The sequence below is a fragment of the Streptomyces boetiae genome, assembly GCF_031845405.1.
Lineage (GTDB): Bacteria > Actinomycetota > Actinomycetes > Streptomycetales > Streptomycetaceae > Streptomyces > Streptomyces boetiae.
The window spans coordinates 21,622-36,708 of record NZ_JAVREN010000036.1 but is presented as its reverse complement, the minus strand read 5'-3'; the positions used below and the strand labels follow the sequence as shown (position 1 = coordinate 36,708).

The following is a 15,087-nucleotide window of genomic DNA, read 5'->3' as shown; positions in this document are numbered from 1 at the left end:
GTGGACAGAGCCTGCGCATACGCCGATCCGGCGAGGAGGCCGGCCCATGGCACCTGACGCGTCACCCGGACCCCGCCCCGTGCGCGCGCCCCGCGGCAGCGCCCGCACCGCCCGCGGCTGGCCCCAGGAGGCCGCGCTGCGGATGCTCCAGAACAACCTCGACCCCGAGGTCGCCGAGCACCCCGACCAGCTCGTGGTCTACGGCGGCACCGGCAAGGCGGCCCGCGACTGGCGTTCCTTCGACGCGATGGTCGCCACCCTGCGCACCCTGGGCCCCGACGAGACGATGCTCGTCCAGTCCGGCCGCCCGGTGGGCGTGCTCACCACCCACGAGTGGGCGCCCCGCGTGCTGATCGCCAATTCCCACCTCGTGGGCGAGTGGGCGACCTGGGAGGAGTTCCGCCGCCTGGAACGCCTCGGGCTGACCATGTACGGCCAGATGACGGCCGGTTCGTGGATCTACATCGGCACCCAGGGCATCCTCCAGGGCACCTACGAGACCTTCGCGGCCGTGGCCGCCAAGCGCTTCGGCGGCTCCCTGGCCGGCACCCTCACCCTCACCGCGGGCCTGGGCGGCATGGGCGGCGCGCAGCCGCTGGCCGTCACCATGAACGGCGGCGCCGCGCTCTGCGTGGACTGCGACCCGCGGGCCGTCGAGCGCAGGATCGCCCACGGGTACCTGGACCTCGCGGCCGGCTCGCTGGAGGAGGGCCTGCGCCTGGCCCTCCGCGCCCGCGAGGAGCGCCGCCCGCTGTCCGTCGGCGTGGTGGGGAACGCCGCCGAGGCCCTGCCGCGGCTGCTGGAGCTGGGCGCCCCCGCCGACGTGGTGACCGACCAGACCTCGGCGCACGACCCGCTCTCCTACCTGCCGCTGGGCGTTCCGCACGAGGAGATGGCCGCCCGTGCGGCCGAGGACCCGGCGGCGTTCACCGCCCGTGCCCGGGAGTCGATGGCCCGGCACGTGGAGGCGATGGTCGGCTTCCTGGACGCAGGGGCGGAGGTCTTCGACTACGGCAACTCCATCCGCGGGGAGGCCCGACTGGCGGGCTACGCGCGGGCGTTCGACTTCCCCGGCTTCGTGCCCGCCTACATCCGGCCGCTGTTCTGCGAGGGCAAGGGCCCCTTCCGGTGGGCCGCGCTCTCCGGCGACCCGGCGGACATCGCGGCCACCGACCGGGCCGTGCTGGAGCTCTTCCCCGAGAACGAACCGCTGGCCCGCTGGATCACGCTGGCCCGGGAGCGGGTCCGCTTCCAGGGCCTGCCCGCCCGGATCTGCTGGCTGGGGTACGGCGAACGCGAGCGGGCGGGCGAGCGGTTCAACGCCATGGTCGCCTCGGGCGAGCTGGCCGCGCCGATCGTCATCGGCCGCGACCACCTCGACTGCGGCTCCGTCGCCTCGCCCTACCGCGAGACCGAGGCCATGCGCGACGGCTCCGACGCCATCGCCGACTGGCCCCTGCTGAACGCCCTGGTCAACGTCGCCTCCGGCGCCTCCTGGGTCTCCCTGCACCACGGCGGCGGCGTCGGCATGGGCCGCTCCCTGCACGCCGGGCAGGTCACGGTCGCGGACGGCACGCCCCGGGCCGCGGAGAAGATCCACCGCGTCCTGACCAACGACCCCGCCACGGGCGTTCTGCGCCACGCGGACGCGGGCTACGAGCGGGCGCTGGACGTGGCCGCCGAGAGGGACGTCCGCCTCCCGATGCGGGAGCAGCCGTGACCGGCCGGCCGGCCTCCGAGGCCGCCGCCTCCTTCCGGCGGATGTGGGCGGCGATCGAACCCGTGGGGCGGGCGGCCTCGGGCGGGTACCGGCGGTTCGCGTGGACGGAGGAGGACCGGGCGCTGCGGGAGTGGTTCCGGGCCGAGGCCGCCGCCCGCGGCCTGGCCTGCGAGAGCGACCGCAACGGCAACCTGTGGGCCCTCACCGGCGACGGCCCCGGCGCCGTCGTCGCCGGCTCGCACCTGGACTCCGTCCCCGACGGCGGCGCCTACGACGGCCCCCTCGGCGTCGTCTCCGCCTTCGCCGCCCTCGACGCCCTGCGCGCCCGCGGCGCCCGGCCCCTCCGTCCCCTGGGCGTGGCCGCCTTCGCCGAGGAGGAGGGCGCCCGGTTCGGCGTGGCCTGCGCCGGCTCCCGCCTGGCCTGCGGCCTCCTCGACCCGGGCGCGGCCCGCGCCCTGCGGGACGCCGAGGGGGTCACCCTGGAACGGGCCCTGGCCGCCGCCGGCCACGACCCCCAGGCCCTGGGCCCGGACCCCGAACGACTCGCCCGCCTCGGGGCGTTCGTCGAGCTGCACATCGAGCAGGGCCGCGCCCTGGACGGCACCGGCCACGCCGTCGGCCTGGGCTCCGGCATCCTGCCGCACGGCCGCTGGCGCCTGGACTTCCGCGGCGCCGCCGACCACGCGGGCACCACCCGCTTGGAGGACCGCCGCGACCCGATGCTCACCCACGCCCACACCGTCCTGGCCGCCCGCAAGCGCGCCCGCCAGGCCGGGGCCCTGGCCACCGTCGGCAAGGTCGCCGTCCACCCCGGCGGCGTCAACGCCGTCCCCGGCCGCGTCACCGCCTGGCTGGACGCCCGCGCCCCCGACGAGCCCACCCTGGCGGCCCTGGTGGAGGGCATCGCCCGCTCCGCGGCCGAGCGCGGCGAGCGCGACGGCGTGGCCGTCACGGTCACCCGCGAGTCCCACACTCCCGGCGTCGCCTTCGACCCCGCCCTGCGCGCCCGGCTCGCCGCCGTCCTCGGCGGCCCGCCCGAGCTGCCCACCGGCGCCGGACACGACGCCGGAATCCTCGCCTCGGCCGTTCCCACCGCCATGCTGTACGTGCGCAACCCGACGGGCGTCTCGCACGCCCCCGCCGAGCGCGTGGAGGAGGGGGACTGCCTCGCCGGCGTCGCGGCGCTGGCCGACGTACTGGAGGAGCTCGCGTGTCGCTGACCGCCCAGACGTACTGGTCCGAACTGGCCTGGCTGAACGGCACCCCCGAGCCCGGCGTGCTCCTGGCCACCGCCCCCGACGGCCTGATCACCCGCGTCGTCCCCGGCACCCCCGCGCCCCCCGCCGGGGCCGTCACCCTGCGCGGCCTGACCCTTCCCGGCCTGGCCAACGCCCACTCCCACGCCTTCCACCGCGCCCTGCGCTCCACCGTCCAGGTCGGCGCCGGCACCTTCTGGACCTGGCGCAGCACCATGTACGACGCGGCCGGCCGCCTCACCCCCGACACCTGCTACCTCATCGCCCGCGCCGCCTACGCCGAGATGGCCCTGGCGGGCGTCACCTGCGTCGGGGAGTTCCACTACGTGCACCACCAGCCCGGCGGCATCCCCTACGGGGACCCCAACGTCATGGCCCAGGCCCTGACCGCCGCCGCGGCCGAGGCCGGCATCCGCCTGACCCTGCTCGACACCTGCTACCTCGCCGCCGGCTTCGGCCGCGCCCCCGAGCGCGCCCAGCTCCGCTTCGCCGACGCCTCCGCCGAGGACTGGGCCGCGCGCGCCGCCGCCCTGCGCGGCAACGCCACCACCCGCGTCGGCGCCGCCATCCACTCCGTGCGCGCCGTCCCCGCCGACGCGCTGGCCACCGTCGCCGCCTGGGCCGCCGAGCGCGAGGCCCCCCTGCACGTCCACCTCTCCGAGCAGCCCTCGGAGAACGCCGACTGCCTCGCCGCCCACGGCCTCACCCCCGCCGCCCTGCTGGACGCGCACGGCGCGCTGGGCCCGCGCACCACCGCCGTGCACGCCACCCACCTCACCGACGAGGACATCGCGCTGCTCGGCCGCACCGGCACCGCCGTCTGCCTGTGCCCCACCACCGAGGCGGACCTCGGCGACGGCATCGGCCCCGCCGCCCGGCTGCGCGCGGCCGGCAGCCCCCTGTGCCTGGGCAGCGACAGCCACGCCGTCATCGACCTGCTCGCCGAGGCCCGCGCCCTGGAGCTGCACCAGCGCCTGGCCGGGCGCTCCCGCGGCCACTTCACGGCCGGCCAACTGCTGGGCGCCGCCTCGGAGTACGGGCACGCCGCCCTCGGCTGGCCCGAGGCCGGCCGCCTGGAGCCGGGCGCCACCGCCGACTTCACCACCGTCGCGCTGGACTCCGTGCGCACGGCCGGCCCCCCGGCCCGACTCGCCCCCGAGGCCGCCGTGTTCGCGGCCACCGCCGCCGACGTGCGGCACACGGTCGTCGCCGGCCGCCACATCGTCCGCGACGGCCACCACCAGCTCCTCCCGGACGTCCCCGGCGAACTCGCCCGCGCCGTAAGGGCGGTGCGCGAGCAACGCTGACCTGGCAGGGTGTCGGGAACGCCGCGCGCCGCGCGGCCCGGGGAGGGGGCACCATGAGCGAGGAACTGACCCGGCCGCCGGAGGAGGACGCCCCCGCCACCGCGCCGCCCGCGCCTCAACCCCGTGGCCTGGGACGGCCGTTCTGGACCCTGTGGTCGGCCACCACCCTCACCAACCTCGGCCAGGGCGCCACCGGCATCGCCTTCCCGTGGCTGGCGACCACCCTCACCTCAGACCCGGTGCTCGTCGCCCTGGCCGCCGCCGCCCAGCGGCTGCCCTGGCTGCTGTTCAGCCTCCCCGCCGGGGTGCTGGCCGACCGCCTCGACCGGCGCCGGGTCATGGTCGCGATGAGCGCGGCCCGCGCGGCGGCCGTCGGCCTCGTCGGCCTGCTGGTCGCGCTGGACGCGCTGACCCTGCCGCTGCTCCTGGCCTGCGCGCTGCTGCTGGGCTTCGGCGAGGTGCTCTTCGACAACACCTCCCAGGTGCTGCTGCCCTCCGTGGTGCCGCGCGACCGGCTGACCCGCGCCAACGGCCGCCTGATGTCCACGATGATCGTGACCGAGGACTTCCTGGCCCGCCCCCTGGGCGGCGCGCTGACCGGCCTGGCCCTGGCCGCGCCGTTCTTCTTCGACGCCGGGGCCGCCGCCCTGGCGCTGGTCGCCCTGCTCCTGCTGCCCGGCTCCTACCGCGCCGCGGCCCCCGGCGGCGCCGGCGCCGCCGGGGTCCGGAGCATGCGGCGCGAGATCGCCGAGGGCCTGGGCTGGCTGTGGCGGCACACGGTCCTGCGCCGCCTGGCGCTGACCCTCGGCGCGGTCACCGGCGCCCTCTCCGCTGCCCAGGCCGTCTACGTCCTGTACGCCCAGGAGGTGCTGGGCCTGGGCCCGGTCGCCTTCGCCGTGCTGGCCTCGGCGGGCGGCCTCGGCGCCCTGCTCGGCGGCTTCCTGGCCGCGCCCGTCAGCCGCCGCCTCGGCCCCTCCGGCGTGCTGTCCGCGGTGCTCGCCGTGGACGTGGTGGTCTACGCGATCGCCGGGCTGGCCTCGCACGCGGTGCTGGTGGGGGCGGCCATGTCCGTCAGCGGGTTCGGCGTGGTGCTGTGGAACGTCGTCACCGTCTCGCTGCGGCAGACGGTCATCCCCGACCACCTGCTGGGCCGGGTCAACGGCGCCTACCGGCTGCTTGGCTGGGGCGCGATCCCGCTGGGCATGGCGGCGGGCGGCGCCCTGGCCGCCCTGACCGAGCCCCTGTGGGGCCGCGAGGCGTCCCTGCGCGTCCCGCTCCTCGTGGCGGCTGCCTCCCTGGCCCTGACGGCCCTCTTCGTCCGCCGCCGCCTGAGCCCCCGCATCCTGCGCGAGACCCTGGGCGAAACGCCCTGACCGCGGCCGTCCGTCAACGACCGTGCGCGGCCGGGACATTCACGGCGAACCGCCGCGGCGCGGGACGTCACCGCCGTGAGCGGCCCGGACGTCCGCGGGCGGCGCCGTCCCGGCGCGACGCGTCAACGGCCGCGCCCGCCGCAGGCGTTCCCCAACGGCCGTGCCCGCCCCGGCCGTTCACCGCCCGCCGTGCCCGCCCCGGGCGTTCAGCCCGTAGCCGCCGCCCAGGCGCGGGCCTTCGTCAGGGCCTCGGCGTGCAGGGCCTCGCCGGCGGCGATGACGCGGGGACGCAGCTCGGGAGCCGTGGTCAGGGCGCGGAAGAGGAACGCGGAGGTCACCTCGTGGTCCGGCCGGTGCACGACCTCCACCCGGTCCCCGGCCCGCACCGGGCCGGGCCGCAGCACCCGGAAGTAGACACCCGGCCTGGCCCCGGCCGTGAAGCGCTTGACCCAGCCGTCCACCCCCAGACGCCCCGCGAAGGTGCGGCACGGGATGCGCGGGGAGGTGGCCTCCAGCAGCAGCGCGGGGCCCAGCCGCCAACGCTCCCCGATCAGAACGGCGTTGACGTCGATGCCCGCGGTGGTGAGGTTCTCGCCGAAGAGGCCGTTGGACAGCTCCCGGCCCAGGGCCGCCTCCCAGTGGTCCAGGTCCTCGCGGGCGTAGGCGTAGACGGCCTGGTCGTCCCCGCCGTGGTGGTCCAGGTCGCAGACGGCGTCCCCGGCCAGCCCGCTGCCGCCCACCCCGGCCGGCCCCGGCGCGGACACCTCGACGGGCCCCTGCACGGGGCGTTTGTCGATGCCCGTGAGCCCGCCGGGGGCCCGGGTGTCGGGTGAGGGGCGCGGGCGGCCCACGTTCACGGTGAGCACGCGGGGCGTGGCGGACGTGGGCGGAACGGCCGGGTCGGCGGCGTCGGTGCGCGGCATGCCCGCGACCCTAACCGCCCGCCGTCCCCCGGGTCCCGCGCATTTCGCGGGGACCCGGGGGACGGCGGGCGGGGGCGGGCGTCAGTCCTCGGCCATCAGGCCGCGGCGCAGGCGGCCCAGCGTGCGGGCGAGCAGGCGGGAGACGTGCATCTGCGAGATGCCCAGCTCCTCGCCGATCTCGGACTGCGTCATGTTCGCCACGAAGCGCAGCGAGAGGATCTTCCGGTCCCGCGGCGCCAGCTCGGCGATCAGCGGCTTGAGGGACTCGATGTACTCGATGCCCTCCAGGCCGTGGTCCTCGTAGCCGATGCGGTCGGCCAGGGCGCCCTCGGAGTCGTCCTCCTCGGGCTGGGCGTCCAGGGAGCTGGCGGTGTAGGCGTTCGAGGCGGCCATGCCCTCCACGACCTCGTCCTCGCTGATGCCCAGGCGCTCGGCCAGCTCGGCGACGGTGGGGGAGCGGTCCAGCTTCTGCGCCAGCTCGTCGCCCGCCTTGGCGAGGTCGAGCCGCAGCTCCTGAAGCCGCCGCGGCACCCGGACCGACCAGGAGGTGTCGCGGAAGAAGCGCTTGATCTCGCCGATGATGGTCGGCATGGCGAAGGTGGGAAACTCCACCCCGCGGTCGGCCTCGAAGCGGTCGATCGCCTTGATCAGCCCAATGGTGCCGACCTGGACGATGTCCTCCATGGGCTCGCTGCGGGAGCGGAATCTCGACGCGGCGTACTTCACCAGCGCCAGGTTCAGCTCGACGAGGGTGTTGCGTACGTAGGCGTACTCGTGGGTGCCTTCTTCGAGGAGCTTCAGCCGTGCGAAGAGGCTCTTGGACAAGGCGCGCGCGTCCTGCGGGGCGACCTCGTCGAAGGGGGGGATCTCGGGCAGGGGTGCCAGCGCGTCCTCCGCCGCGGCGCCCTGCGCCGGAGCGGCGCCGCCGGTGGGGTCGGCGGAATCAGCGGAAGCAGCGGGAATCTGAATGCGAGCGGCCGGTGACATGTCTCTGTCCTCCGTGGTTTCTCGGCATATGGCTGCCGAAGCCATGTGCACTGCGGGGTGCGGCGCCTCCGAGGCCGGCGAGTGAATACGGACGTTCACTAGACCTACCCGCTGCACGGCGGCCATGGCAAGCCTGCTCCACCCGAATTGCATTCTTTGTCCGGGTTGTTCGGGTGTTGGCTCGCGGATTGACGGGCTAAGGTTTCGAACCTAGCCAGGACCGCGCTCCGATCCGAAGGGGGCTGCATGGACCGTGCGATGCCGGGCGAGACGAACCGGCGCCAGCTGGCGGTCGCCGTGCGGCGCATGGGCGCTTCCGCGGTGGTCTCGCCGGCGGGTGAGCTGGATCACCACACGGCCGAGAAGCTGCGGACGACGCTCCACGACTGCGTCGCCGAGGGCTGCCCCCGCATCGTGATCGACTGTTCGGGCCTGGAGTTCTGCGATTCCACCGGGCTGAACGTCCTCCTCGGGACGCGGATGGAGGCCGAGGCCGCCGGTGGCCAGGTCCACCTCGCCGGCATGCGCCCGATCGTCGCCCGCGTCTTCGAGATCACCGGCGCCGGTGCCGTCTTCACCGTGCACCGGAATCTGGACGACGCGCTGGCGGCCCTCCCGGGCGAGTGAGCCGGGCGCGGCGGCGGGGCCCGCTGTACGGAAGCGGGTCCGTCGCGTCACACTATTGCCGGGAACGGGCGGGTGTGGTCCCCGCCCGGCGGGGCAGGAGACCATCACGCCGGCCCCGGCACCGGGGCCCGGCGCAGCCGGCCGGCGCACCAGGGCCCGCCGGCGGGATCGGGACCACGCGGATCAGTCAGCCACGGGCGCGGCGATGCGGTGAGGGGAGGCGCCATTGAGTACCACCCGGCCGTTCGCCGGGGACGGGGGCGGACCCGGCCCCCGGGACCGGGATCAGCTGTCCGAGCCCCTCCTCCAGGTGCGCACTCTCCACCTGGCCGGCGCCCCCGGAGTCGTCGCCCGCGCTCGCGAGTTCGCCCGCGCGGCCCTGCACGACTGGGACTGGCTGCCCGCCACCACCGAGGAGCAGCGCGCCGCCGCGGAGGACGTGCTGCTGGTCGTCTCCGAGCTGGTGACCAACGCCTGCCTGCACGCCGGCGGCCCCGAGGAGGTCCGCATCGGCCGGGGCACCAAGCTGCTGCGGATCGAGGTCAGCGACCGCGCCCAGGGCGTTCCCGCCCTCCAGACCACCCGCGCCGCCGGGAAGCCGGGCGGGCACGGCATGTTCATCGTGCAGCGGCTGTGCCTGGACTGGGGCGTGCTGCGCGACGCTGGGGCCCCGCCCGGGACCGGCGCCAAGACCGTCTGGGCCGAGCTGGCCGCCCCCACCCAGGACTGACCCCCTTCCCGCCCCTCGCCGTTCCTCCCCGCGCCCCCTCGTGCCCCGCTCCGCTCCCGTCGGCGTTCCTGGCAGGTCAGCCAAGGCCGTCTACCATCGGGCCCATGACCCGAGTACTGCTCGCCGAGGACGACGCGTCCATCTCGGAGCCGCTGGCCCGAGCGCTGCGCCGCGAGGGATACGAGGTAGAGGTGCGGGAGGACGGCCCCGGGGCGCTGCGGGCGGGGCTGCGGGGGGACGTGGACCTGGTCGTCCTCGACCTGGGCCTGCCGGGGATGGACGGCCTGGAGGTGTGCCGAAGACTTCGCACCGAGGGACACGGCCTGCCCGTCCTGGTGCTCACCGCCCGCGCCGACGAGGTGGACACCGTGGTCGGCCTGGACGCCGGCGCCGACGACTACGTCACCAAGCCGTTCCGGCTGGCCGAGCTGCTGGCCCGGGTCCGGGCCCTGCTGCGGCGGGGCAGCGCGGAGTCCGGCGCCGCCGCCCCGGCCGTGCACGGCATCAGGATCGACGTCGAGTCCCACCGCGCGTGGATGGGCGAGGAGGAGCTGCACCTCACCGCCAAGGAGTTCGACCTGCTGCGCGTCCTGGTCCGGGACGCAGGGCGCGTGGTCACCCGCGAGCAGCTTATGCGCGAGGTCTGGGACACCACCTGGTGGTCCTCCACCAAGACGCTGGACATGCACATCTCCTGGCTGCGCAAGAAGCTCGGCGACGACGCGGCCAATCCCCGCTACATCGCCACCGTGCGGGGAGTGGGTTTCCGCTTCGAGAAGAGCTGACGGGGGCCCCGGCATGCGCCGCCGTCTGATCAACTCCACCCTCGCCGTCGTCCTGGTCGTCGTCGCGGTCTTCGGGGTCTCGCTCTTCCTCGTCGAGGCCCGCTCCATCGAGTCCAGCGCCCGCGACGGCCTCGTGGCAGAGGTCTCCCGCCTGCTCGGCGACGTCGAGAGCCGCATCGCCAACGACGAGCCGGTCACCGCCGAGGCCATGCGTGCCGCCGCCCCGGCCAAGCGCTACGTGCGCATCGAGATGCCCGGCCAGCCCGTGGTCGAGCTGGGCAGCGAGCTGGCCGGCAAGGAGCTGATGACCGCCGAGGAGACCGGCGTCCACGGCGAGACGATCACCGTGGGCCAGCCCGAGAGCATGGTCGACGACGAGATCGGGCGGATGCTCACCATCATCCTGATCGTCGCCCTGCTCGCCGTCATCGCCGCCGCCCTGCTGGCCGTCCGGCAGGCCCACCGGGTGGCCGCGCCCCTGACCGACCTGGCCGAGACGGCGGAACGCCTGGGCTCGGGCGACCCGCGCCCGCGCCACCGCCGGTACGGGGTCGAGGAGCTGGACCGGGTGGCCGACGTGCTGGACGCCAGTGCCGAGCGCATCGCCCGGATGCTCACGGCCGAACGCCGACTGGCCGCCGACGCCTCCCACCAGCTCCGGACGCCGCTGACGGCGCTCACCATGCGCCTGGAGGAGATCATCGGCACCGAGGACCCGGGTACGGTCAAGGAGGAGGCCGCCATCGCCCTGGCCCAGGTCGAGCGCCTGACGGACGTCGTGCAGCGCCTCCTGACCAACTCCCGTGATCCCAAGCTCGGTTCGGCCGTCGGCTTCGACCTGGACGAGATCGTTCTCCAGCAGGCCGAGGAGTGGCGGCCCGCCTACCGCAGCGCGGGCCGCGTCATCGTCCACTCCGGTCGGCCCGGCCTGCGCGCGGTGGGCACGCCGGGCGCGGTCTCCCAGGTGCTGGCCTGCCTGGTGGAGAACTCCCTGATGCACGGCTCGGGAACGGTCGCCCTGCGCACCCGGACCACCGGCAACCAGGCCGTGATCGAGGTCACGGACGAGGGCCCGGGGGTCCCGGCCGAGCTGGGCGCCCGCGTCTTCGAGCGCACGGTCAGCGGCCACAACTCCACGGGCCTGGGCCTGGCCGTCGCCCGCGACCTGGCCGAGGCGGACGGCGGCCGCCTCGAACTCCTCCAGCAACGACCGCCGATCTTCGCGCTCTTCCTGAGCCGCGAAGCGGATCAGGCGCACCGGAAGGGGCTGGCCCGCGGAGCGGATCAGGGCGACGGCCGCGGTCAGCGCCGCGGGGCGGATCACGCCGATGACGGGGGTTCGAGCCGCGGGGCGGATCACGCCGATGACAGGGGTCAGGGCCGCGGAGCGGATCAGGGCGACGGCCGCGGTCAGGGCCGCGAAGCGGATCAGACGGGCGAGGGGGGTTCGAGCCGAGAGCCGGATCAGGTCACGGAGGGGGGCACCGGCCGCGAGGCAAAACGGGTCGCCCGGCGGGGGCCAGGGCAGGCCGCCCGTCCGCGAAGCGGACCATGAGCGGGAGCGCCGGGCCGGGGCGCAAGCCCCGCCGCGGCGCCGCGCGTACCTGCCGGGCCACGGCGTGATCCCGTACCGGCCCGGCCGCCCGCAGGGCATGGCTCAGGGCGTCGGGGACGGACCCGCGCGGACCGGCTCGGGGGGCGGGGCGGATGTTTCGGGGGCCGGTGCTGTGCGGAAGACCCACGTGCGGTAGGACCAGAAGCGGAAGAGGGAGCCGATGCCCAGACCCAGGACGTTCTTCGCGAGGTTGTCGGCCAGCGGCGACGTGAAGCCGAGGCCGTAGTGGGAGAGGGCGAGCAGGCCGTTCTCGATGATCATGCCGACGCACGAGAAGAGCAGGAAGAGGCTGGCCTCCCGGCTGCGCCGCGACTTGTCCCGGTCGCGATACGTCCAGTGCCGGTTCCCGAAGTAATTCGTGCAGATCGCGGCGGTCGTTGCTATCACCCCCGAGCGCACGGGCGCGAGCCCGGCCCCCTGGGTGCAGAGATTGAACACCACGACGTTGACCAGAAAGCCGAACGCCCCGACCGCGCCGAATTTCGCGACCTCGTCGGCGAGGCCGCGCAAGCGGTCACGGAACGTGGGCGAATCCGTCATGGCGGCCATGCTAACCAGCCTTTTCCCGCCGCCGCTCATGTGGCTCCCTCGCCCGCTGCCCGACCCGGCCCGACCGCCGCTCTCCGATGGACGAGCGCGGGTGCCCGACGGTTCCCCGCCGCCCGTTACTCTGGGTGCGTGACATTTCCGGTGGTCGGCATCGTCGGGGGCGGCCAGCTCGCCCGCATGACCTTGGAGGCGGGCATTCCCCTCGGGGTCGGATTCCGGGTCCTCAGCGACGGCCCGGGGGATTCCGCGGCGCGCGTGGCGCCCGAGGTCACGGTCGGCGACTACCGCGACCTGGACACCCTGCGGGCCTTCGCCCGCGGCTGCGACGTGCTCACCTTCGACCACGAGCACGTGCCCGCCGCCCACCTCCGGGCCCTGGAGGCCGAGGGCGTGACGCTGCGCCCCGGCGCCGCCGCCCTGATCCACGCGCAGGACAAGGGCGTGATGCGCGCCCGCCTGACCGAGCTGGGCATCCCCTGCCCGCGGCACCGGATCGTCGACGGCCCCGAGGACGTGCGCCGTTTCGCCGAGGCCGACGAAGGGGCCGCCGGGTGGCCCGTGGTCCTGAAGACCGTGCGCGGCGGCTACGACGGCAAGGGCGTGTGGGTGGTCCGCTCCGCCGAGGCGGCCCGCGCCACCGAGGATCCCTTCCGCGCCGGGGTCCCGGTGCTCGCCGAGGAGCTGGTGGACTTCACCCGCGAGCTGGCCGCCGGCGTGGTCCGCTCCCCGCACGGCCAGGCGGTGGCGTACCCCGTCGTGGAGTCCGTGCAGGTCGACGGCGTCTGCGACACCGTGATCGCCCCCGCGCCCGGTCTGCCCGAGCCGCTGGCCCTGCACGCGCAGGAGCTGGCGTTGCGCGTCGCCAAGGAGCTGGACGTCACCGGGCACCTGGCCGTCGAGCTGTTCGAGACCGCGGACGGCCGCCTGCTGGTCAACGAGCTGGCCATGCGCCCCCACAACACGGGCCACTGGACGCAGGACGGCGCGGTGACCTCGCAGTTCGCCAACCACCTGCGGGCCGTCCTGGACCTGCCGCTGGGCGACCCGCGCCCCCGCGCGCCGTGGACCGTGATGACCAACGTCCTGGGCGGCGACTACCCCGACCTGTACCCGGCGTTCCTGCACTGCATGGCGCGCGACCCGGGCCTGAAGATCCACCTGTACGGAAAGGACGTGAAGCCCGGCCGCAAGGTCGGCCACGTCACCGCCTTCGGCGCCGACCTGGACGAGGTCCGCGAGCGGGCCCGGCACGCCGCCGACTACCTGCGAGGAGTCATCGACGAATGAGCGGCACGTCCCCCCTGGTCGGCATCGTGATGGGCTCGGACTCCGACTGGCCGGTGATGCGCGCCGCGGCCGAGGCCCTGGACGAGTTCGCCGTCCCGTACGAGGCGGACGTGGTCTCCGCGCACCGCATGCCGCACGAGATGGTGGCCTACGGCGAGCAGGCCGCCGCCCGCGGCCTGAAGGCGGTGATCGCGGGCGCGGGTGGCGCGGCCCACCTGCCGGGCATGCTCGCCTCGCTGACGGCGCTCCCGGTCATCGGCGTCCCCGTCCCGCTGGCCCAGCTCAACGGCATGGACTCGCTGCTGTCCATCGTGCAGATGCCCGCGGGCGTCCCCGTGGCCACCGTCTCCATCGGCGGCGCGCGCAACGCCGGGCTCCTCGCCGTCCGCATCCTGGCCGCCCACGACCCGGAGCTGCGCGAGCGGATGGTGGCCTTCCAGGACGCGCTGCGCCTCCAGGCCACCGAGAAGGGACGCCGGCTGCGCGAGGCGCTGGCCCCGGCCCCGGCGGGCGGCCGGGGGTGAGCGGGCCCGCGCCGGAGGCCGAGGGGCCGGAGCTGGCCGAGGCCCGCCGGCTGCTGGCCGGGCACCCCGTGGTGGACGGGCACAACGACCTGCCCTGGGCGTTGCGCCAACAGGTCCGCTACGACCTCTCCCGGCGCGACATCGCCGCCGACCAGAGCGCCCGCCTGCACACCGACCTGCCGCGCCTGCGGGCCGGCGGGGTCGGGGCGCAGTTCTGGTCGGTGTACGTCTCGGTGGCCCACACCGGGGACAGCGCGGTCAGCGCCTGCCTGGAGCAGATCGACGCCGTGCGGATGCTGCACGCCCGCTACCCCGCCGACCTGCGGCCCGCGCTGAGCGCCGAGGACATGGAGCTGGCCCGCGCCGAGGGCCGCATCGCCTCCCTGATGGGCGCCGAGGGCGGCCACACGATCAACAACTCCCTCGCCACGCTCCGGACGTTCCACCGCCTCGGCGTGCGCTACCTGACCCTGACCCACAACGCGACCACCGACTGGGCGGACGCGGCCACCGACGCCCCGCGCCACGACGGCCTGACCGCCTTCGGCGAGGAGGTCGTGCGGGAGATGAACCGCCTGGGCATGCTCGTGGACCTCTCCCACGTCGCCCCGGCCACGATGCGGGACGCGCTGCGGGTCACCGAGGCGCCCGTGCTCTTCTCGCACTCCTCGGCCCGTGCCGTGTGCGACCACCCGCGCAACGTCCCCGACGACGTGCTCGCCGCCCTGCCCGCGAACGGCGGGGTGGCCATGGTCACCTTCGTGCCGCAGTTCGTGCTGCCGGCGGCCGTGGCCTGGTCAGAGCGGGCCGACGACCACCTGCGCGCGCATGGCCACGACCCGCTGGACCGGAGCCCGTCCGCGATGCGGCTGCTGGCGGAGTTCGAGGAGAACGTCCCGCGCCCGCGCGCCACGGTGGCCACGGTCGCGGACCACCTGGACCACATGCGGGCGGTGGCGGGCGTGGACCACCTGGGCATCGGCGGGGACTTCGACGGCACGACCCACCTGCCCGAGGGCCTGGGCGGCGTGGACGGCTACCCCCGGCTGATCGCGGAGCTGCTGCGGCGGCGCTGGTCCGCCGCCGAGGTGGCGCGTCTGACCTGGGGGAACGCGGCCCGGGTGCTCGCGGACGCGGAGGCCGTCGCCCGGGACCTGTCCGCGCGGCGCGGCCCCTCGCTGGCGACCATCGAGCAGCTTGACGGCTGACCGGGGGCGCCCGCCCCCGAAACCGGCACAACGGGCAATCGACCCAAAGGGGTCGGCGGGGCGCGTGGGGTGACCGAGGTCACTCGCGGGCGCGCAACCGGAACGCCCCCGGCCGGGGCCGTTTCCCGCCCTTCCGTTCAACGCCCTTTCCGCGCGCCGCAGTTGAGCCTTTACCCGTAATTGACCGCTGCGCGCA

13 protein-coding genes and 1 pseudogene are annotated in these 15,087 nt (G+C 75.5%); 11 read left to right on the top strand and 3 right to left on the bottom strand.

Going from position 1 to position 15,087, the window contains the following annotated elements:
* The first annotated feature begins 46 nt into the window (after positions 1–46).
* From hutU to RM780_RS20880, 4 genes are read left to right on the top strand one after another with little or no spacing between them, the layout of a single operon-like run.
* Positions 47–1,720 carry a urocanate hydratase gene (gene hutU, locus RM780_RS20895; protein ID WP_311632355.1) on the top strand — a complete coding sequence of 558 codons (1,674 nt, stop codon included), beginning with the start codon at positions 47–49 and terminating at the stop codon, positions 1,718–1,720.
* Positions 1,721–1,761: 41 nt separating this feature from the next.
* Positions 1,762–2,940 (top strand): allantoate amidohydrolase, encoded by a 1,179-nt coding sequence (locus tag RM780_RS20890; RefSeq protein ID WP_311632370.1) that lies wholly within the window; start codon positions 1,762–1,764, stop codon positions 2,938–2,940.
* Positions 2,937–4,283 (top strand): formimidoylglutamate deiminase, encoded by a 1,347-nt coding sequence (locus RM780_RS20885; protein WP_394813037.1) that lies wholly within the window; start codon positions 2,937–2,939, stop codon positions 4,281–4,283. The genes RM780_RS20890 and RM780_RS20885 overlap by 4 nt, the downstream gene beginning before the upstream one ends.
* 53 nt (positions 4,284–4,336) lie before the next feature.
* A complete protein-coding gene (locus RM780_RS20880) occupies positions 4,337–5,656 on the top strand; it encodes an MFS transporter (RefSeq protein ID WP_311632353.1) in 1,320 nt (439 codons plus the stop codon).
* A gap of 206 nt (positions 5,657–5,862) precedes the next feature.
* Here RM780_RS20880 and RM780_RS20875 read toward each other — a convergent pair whose 3' ends face one another.
* Complete coding sequence (locus RM780_RS20875) at positions 5,863–6,579, bottom strand: MOSC domain-containing protein (protein ID WP_311632352.1); 717 nt, start codon at positions 6,577–6,579, stop codon at positions 5,863–5,865.
* An 81-nt stretch (positions 6,580–6,660) separates the two neighbouring features.
* On the bottom strand, positions 6,661–7,566 hold the full coding sequence (locus RM780_RS20870; protein ID WP_311632351.1) for an RNA polymerase sigma factor SigF: 906 nt from the start codon (positions 7,564–7,566) through the stop codon (positions 6,661–6,663).
* Positions 7,567–7,812: 246 nt separating this feature from the next.
* Here RM780_RS20870 and RM780_RS20865 point away from each other — a divergent pair, with 246 nt between their 5' ends.
* The 4 genes and pseudogenes from RM780_RS20865 to RM780_RS20850 all read left to right on the top strand — a co-directional run.
* Positions 7,813–8,193, top strand: a complete 381-nt coding sequence (locus RM780_RS20865) for an STAS domain-containing protein (RefSeq protein ID WP_311632350.1) — start codon at positions 7,813–7,815, stop codon at positions 8,191–8,193.
* Positions 8,194–8,419: 226 nt separating this feature from the next.
* Entirely contained in the window at positions 8,420–8,923 is a 504-nt protein-coding gene (locus RM780_RS20860) for an ATP-binding protein (RefSeq protein WP_394813035.1), read from the top strand.
* 104 nt (positions 8,924–9,027) lie between these two features.
* Complete coding sequence (locus RM780_RS20855; protein WP_311632349.1) at positions 9,028–9,708, top strand: response regulator transcription factor; 681 nt, start codon at positions 9,028–9,030, stop codon at positions 9,706–9,708.
* Positions 9,709–9,721: 13 nt separating this feature from the next.
* Positions 9,722–10,957, top strand: a pseudogene (locus RM780_RS20850) (ATP-binding protein); the annotation flags it as partial.
* Between the two features lie 408 nt (positions 10,958–11,365).
* Here RM780_RS20850 and RM780_RS20845 read toward each other — a convergent pair.
* Positions 11,366–11,863: a GtrA family protein gene (locus RM780_RS20845; protein WP_311632348.1), complete on the bottom strand. Its 498-nt coding sequence runs from the start codon at positions 11,861–11,863 to the stop codon at positions 11,366–11,368.
* Between the two features lie 138 nt (positions 11,864–12,001).
* Between RM780_RS20845 and RM780_RS20840 the strand changes: the two genes are divergently transcribed.
* From RM780_RS20840 to RM780_RS20830, 3 genes are read left to right on the top strand one after another with little or no spacing between them, the layout of a single operon-like run.
* Positions 12,002–13,159: a 5-(carboxyamino)imidazole ribonucleotide synthase gene (locus RM780_RS20840; protein ID WP_394813034.1), complete on the top strand. Its 1,158-nt coding sequence runs from the start codon at positions 12,002–12,004 to the stop codon at positions 13,157–13,159.
* Entirely contained in the window at positions 13,156–13,683 is a 528-nt protein-coding gene (gene purE, locus RM780_RS20835) for a 5-(carboxyamino)imidazole ribonucleotide mutase (protein WP_311632347.1), read from the top strand. Before RM780_RS20840 ends, purE begins: the two co-directional genes overlap by 4 nt.
* The gene (locus RM780_RS20830) at positions 13,680–14,891 is read left to right on the top strand and encodes a dipeptidase (RefSeq protein ID WP_311632346.1); all 1,212 of its coding nucleotides are present in this window, start codon (positions 13,680–13,682) and stop codon (positions 14,889–14,891) included. The genes purE and RM780_RS20830 overlap by 4 nt, the downstream gene beginning before the upstream one ends.
* Positions 14,892–15,087 lie beyond the last annotated feature (196 nt).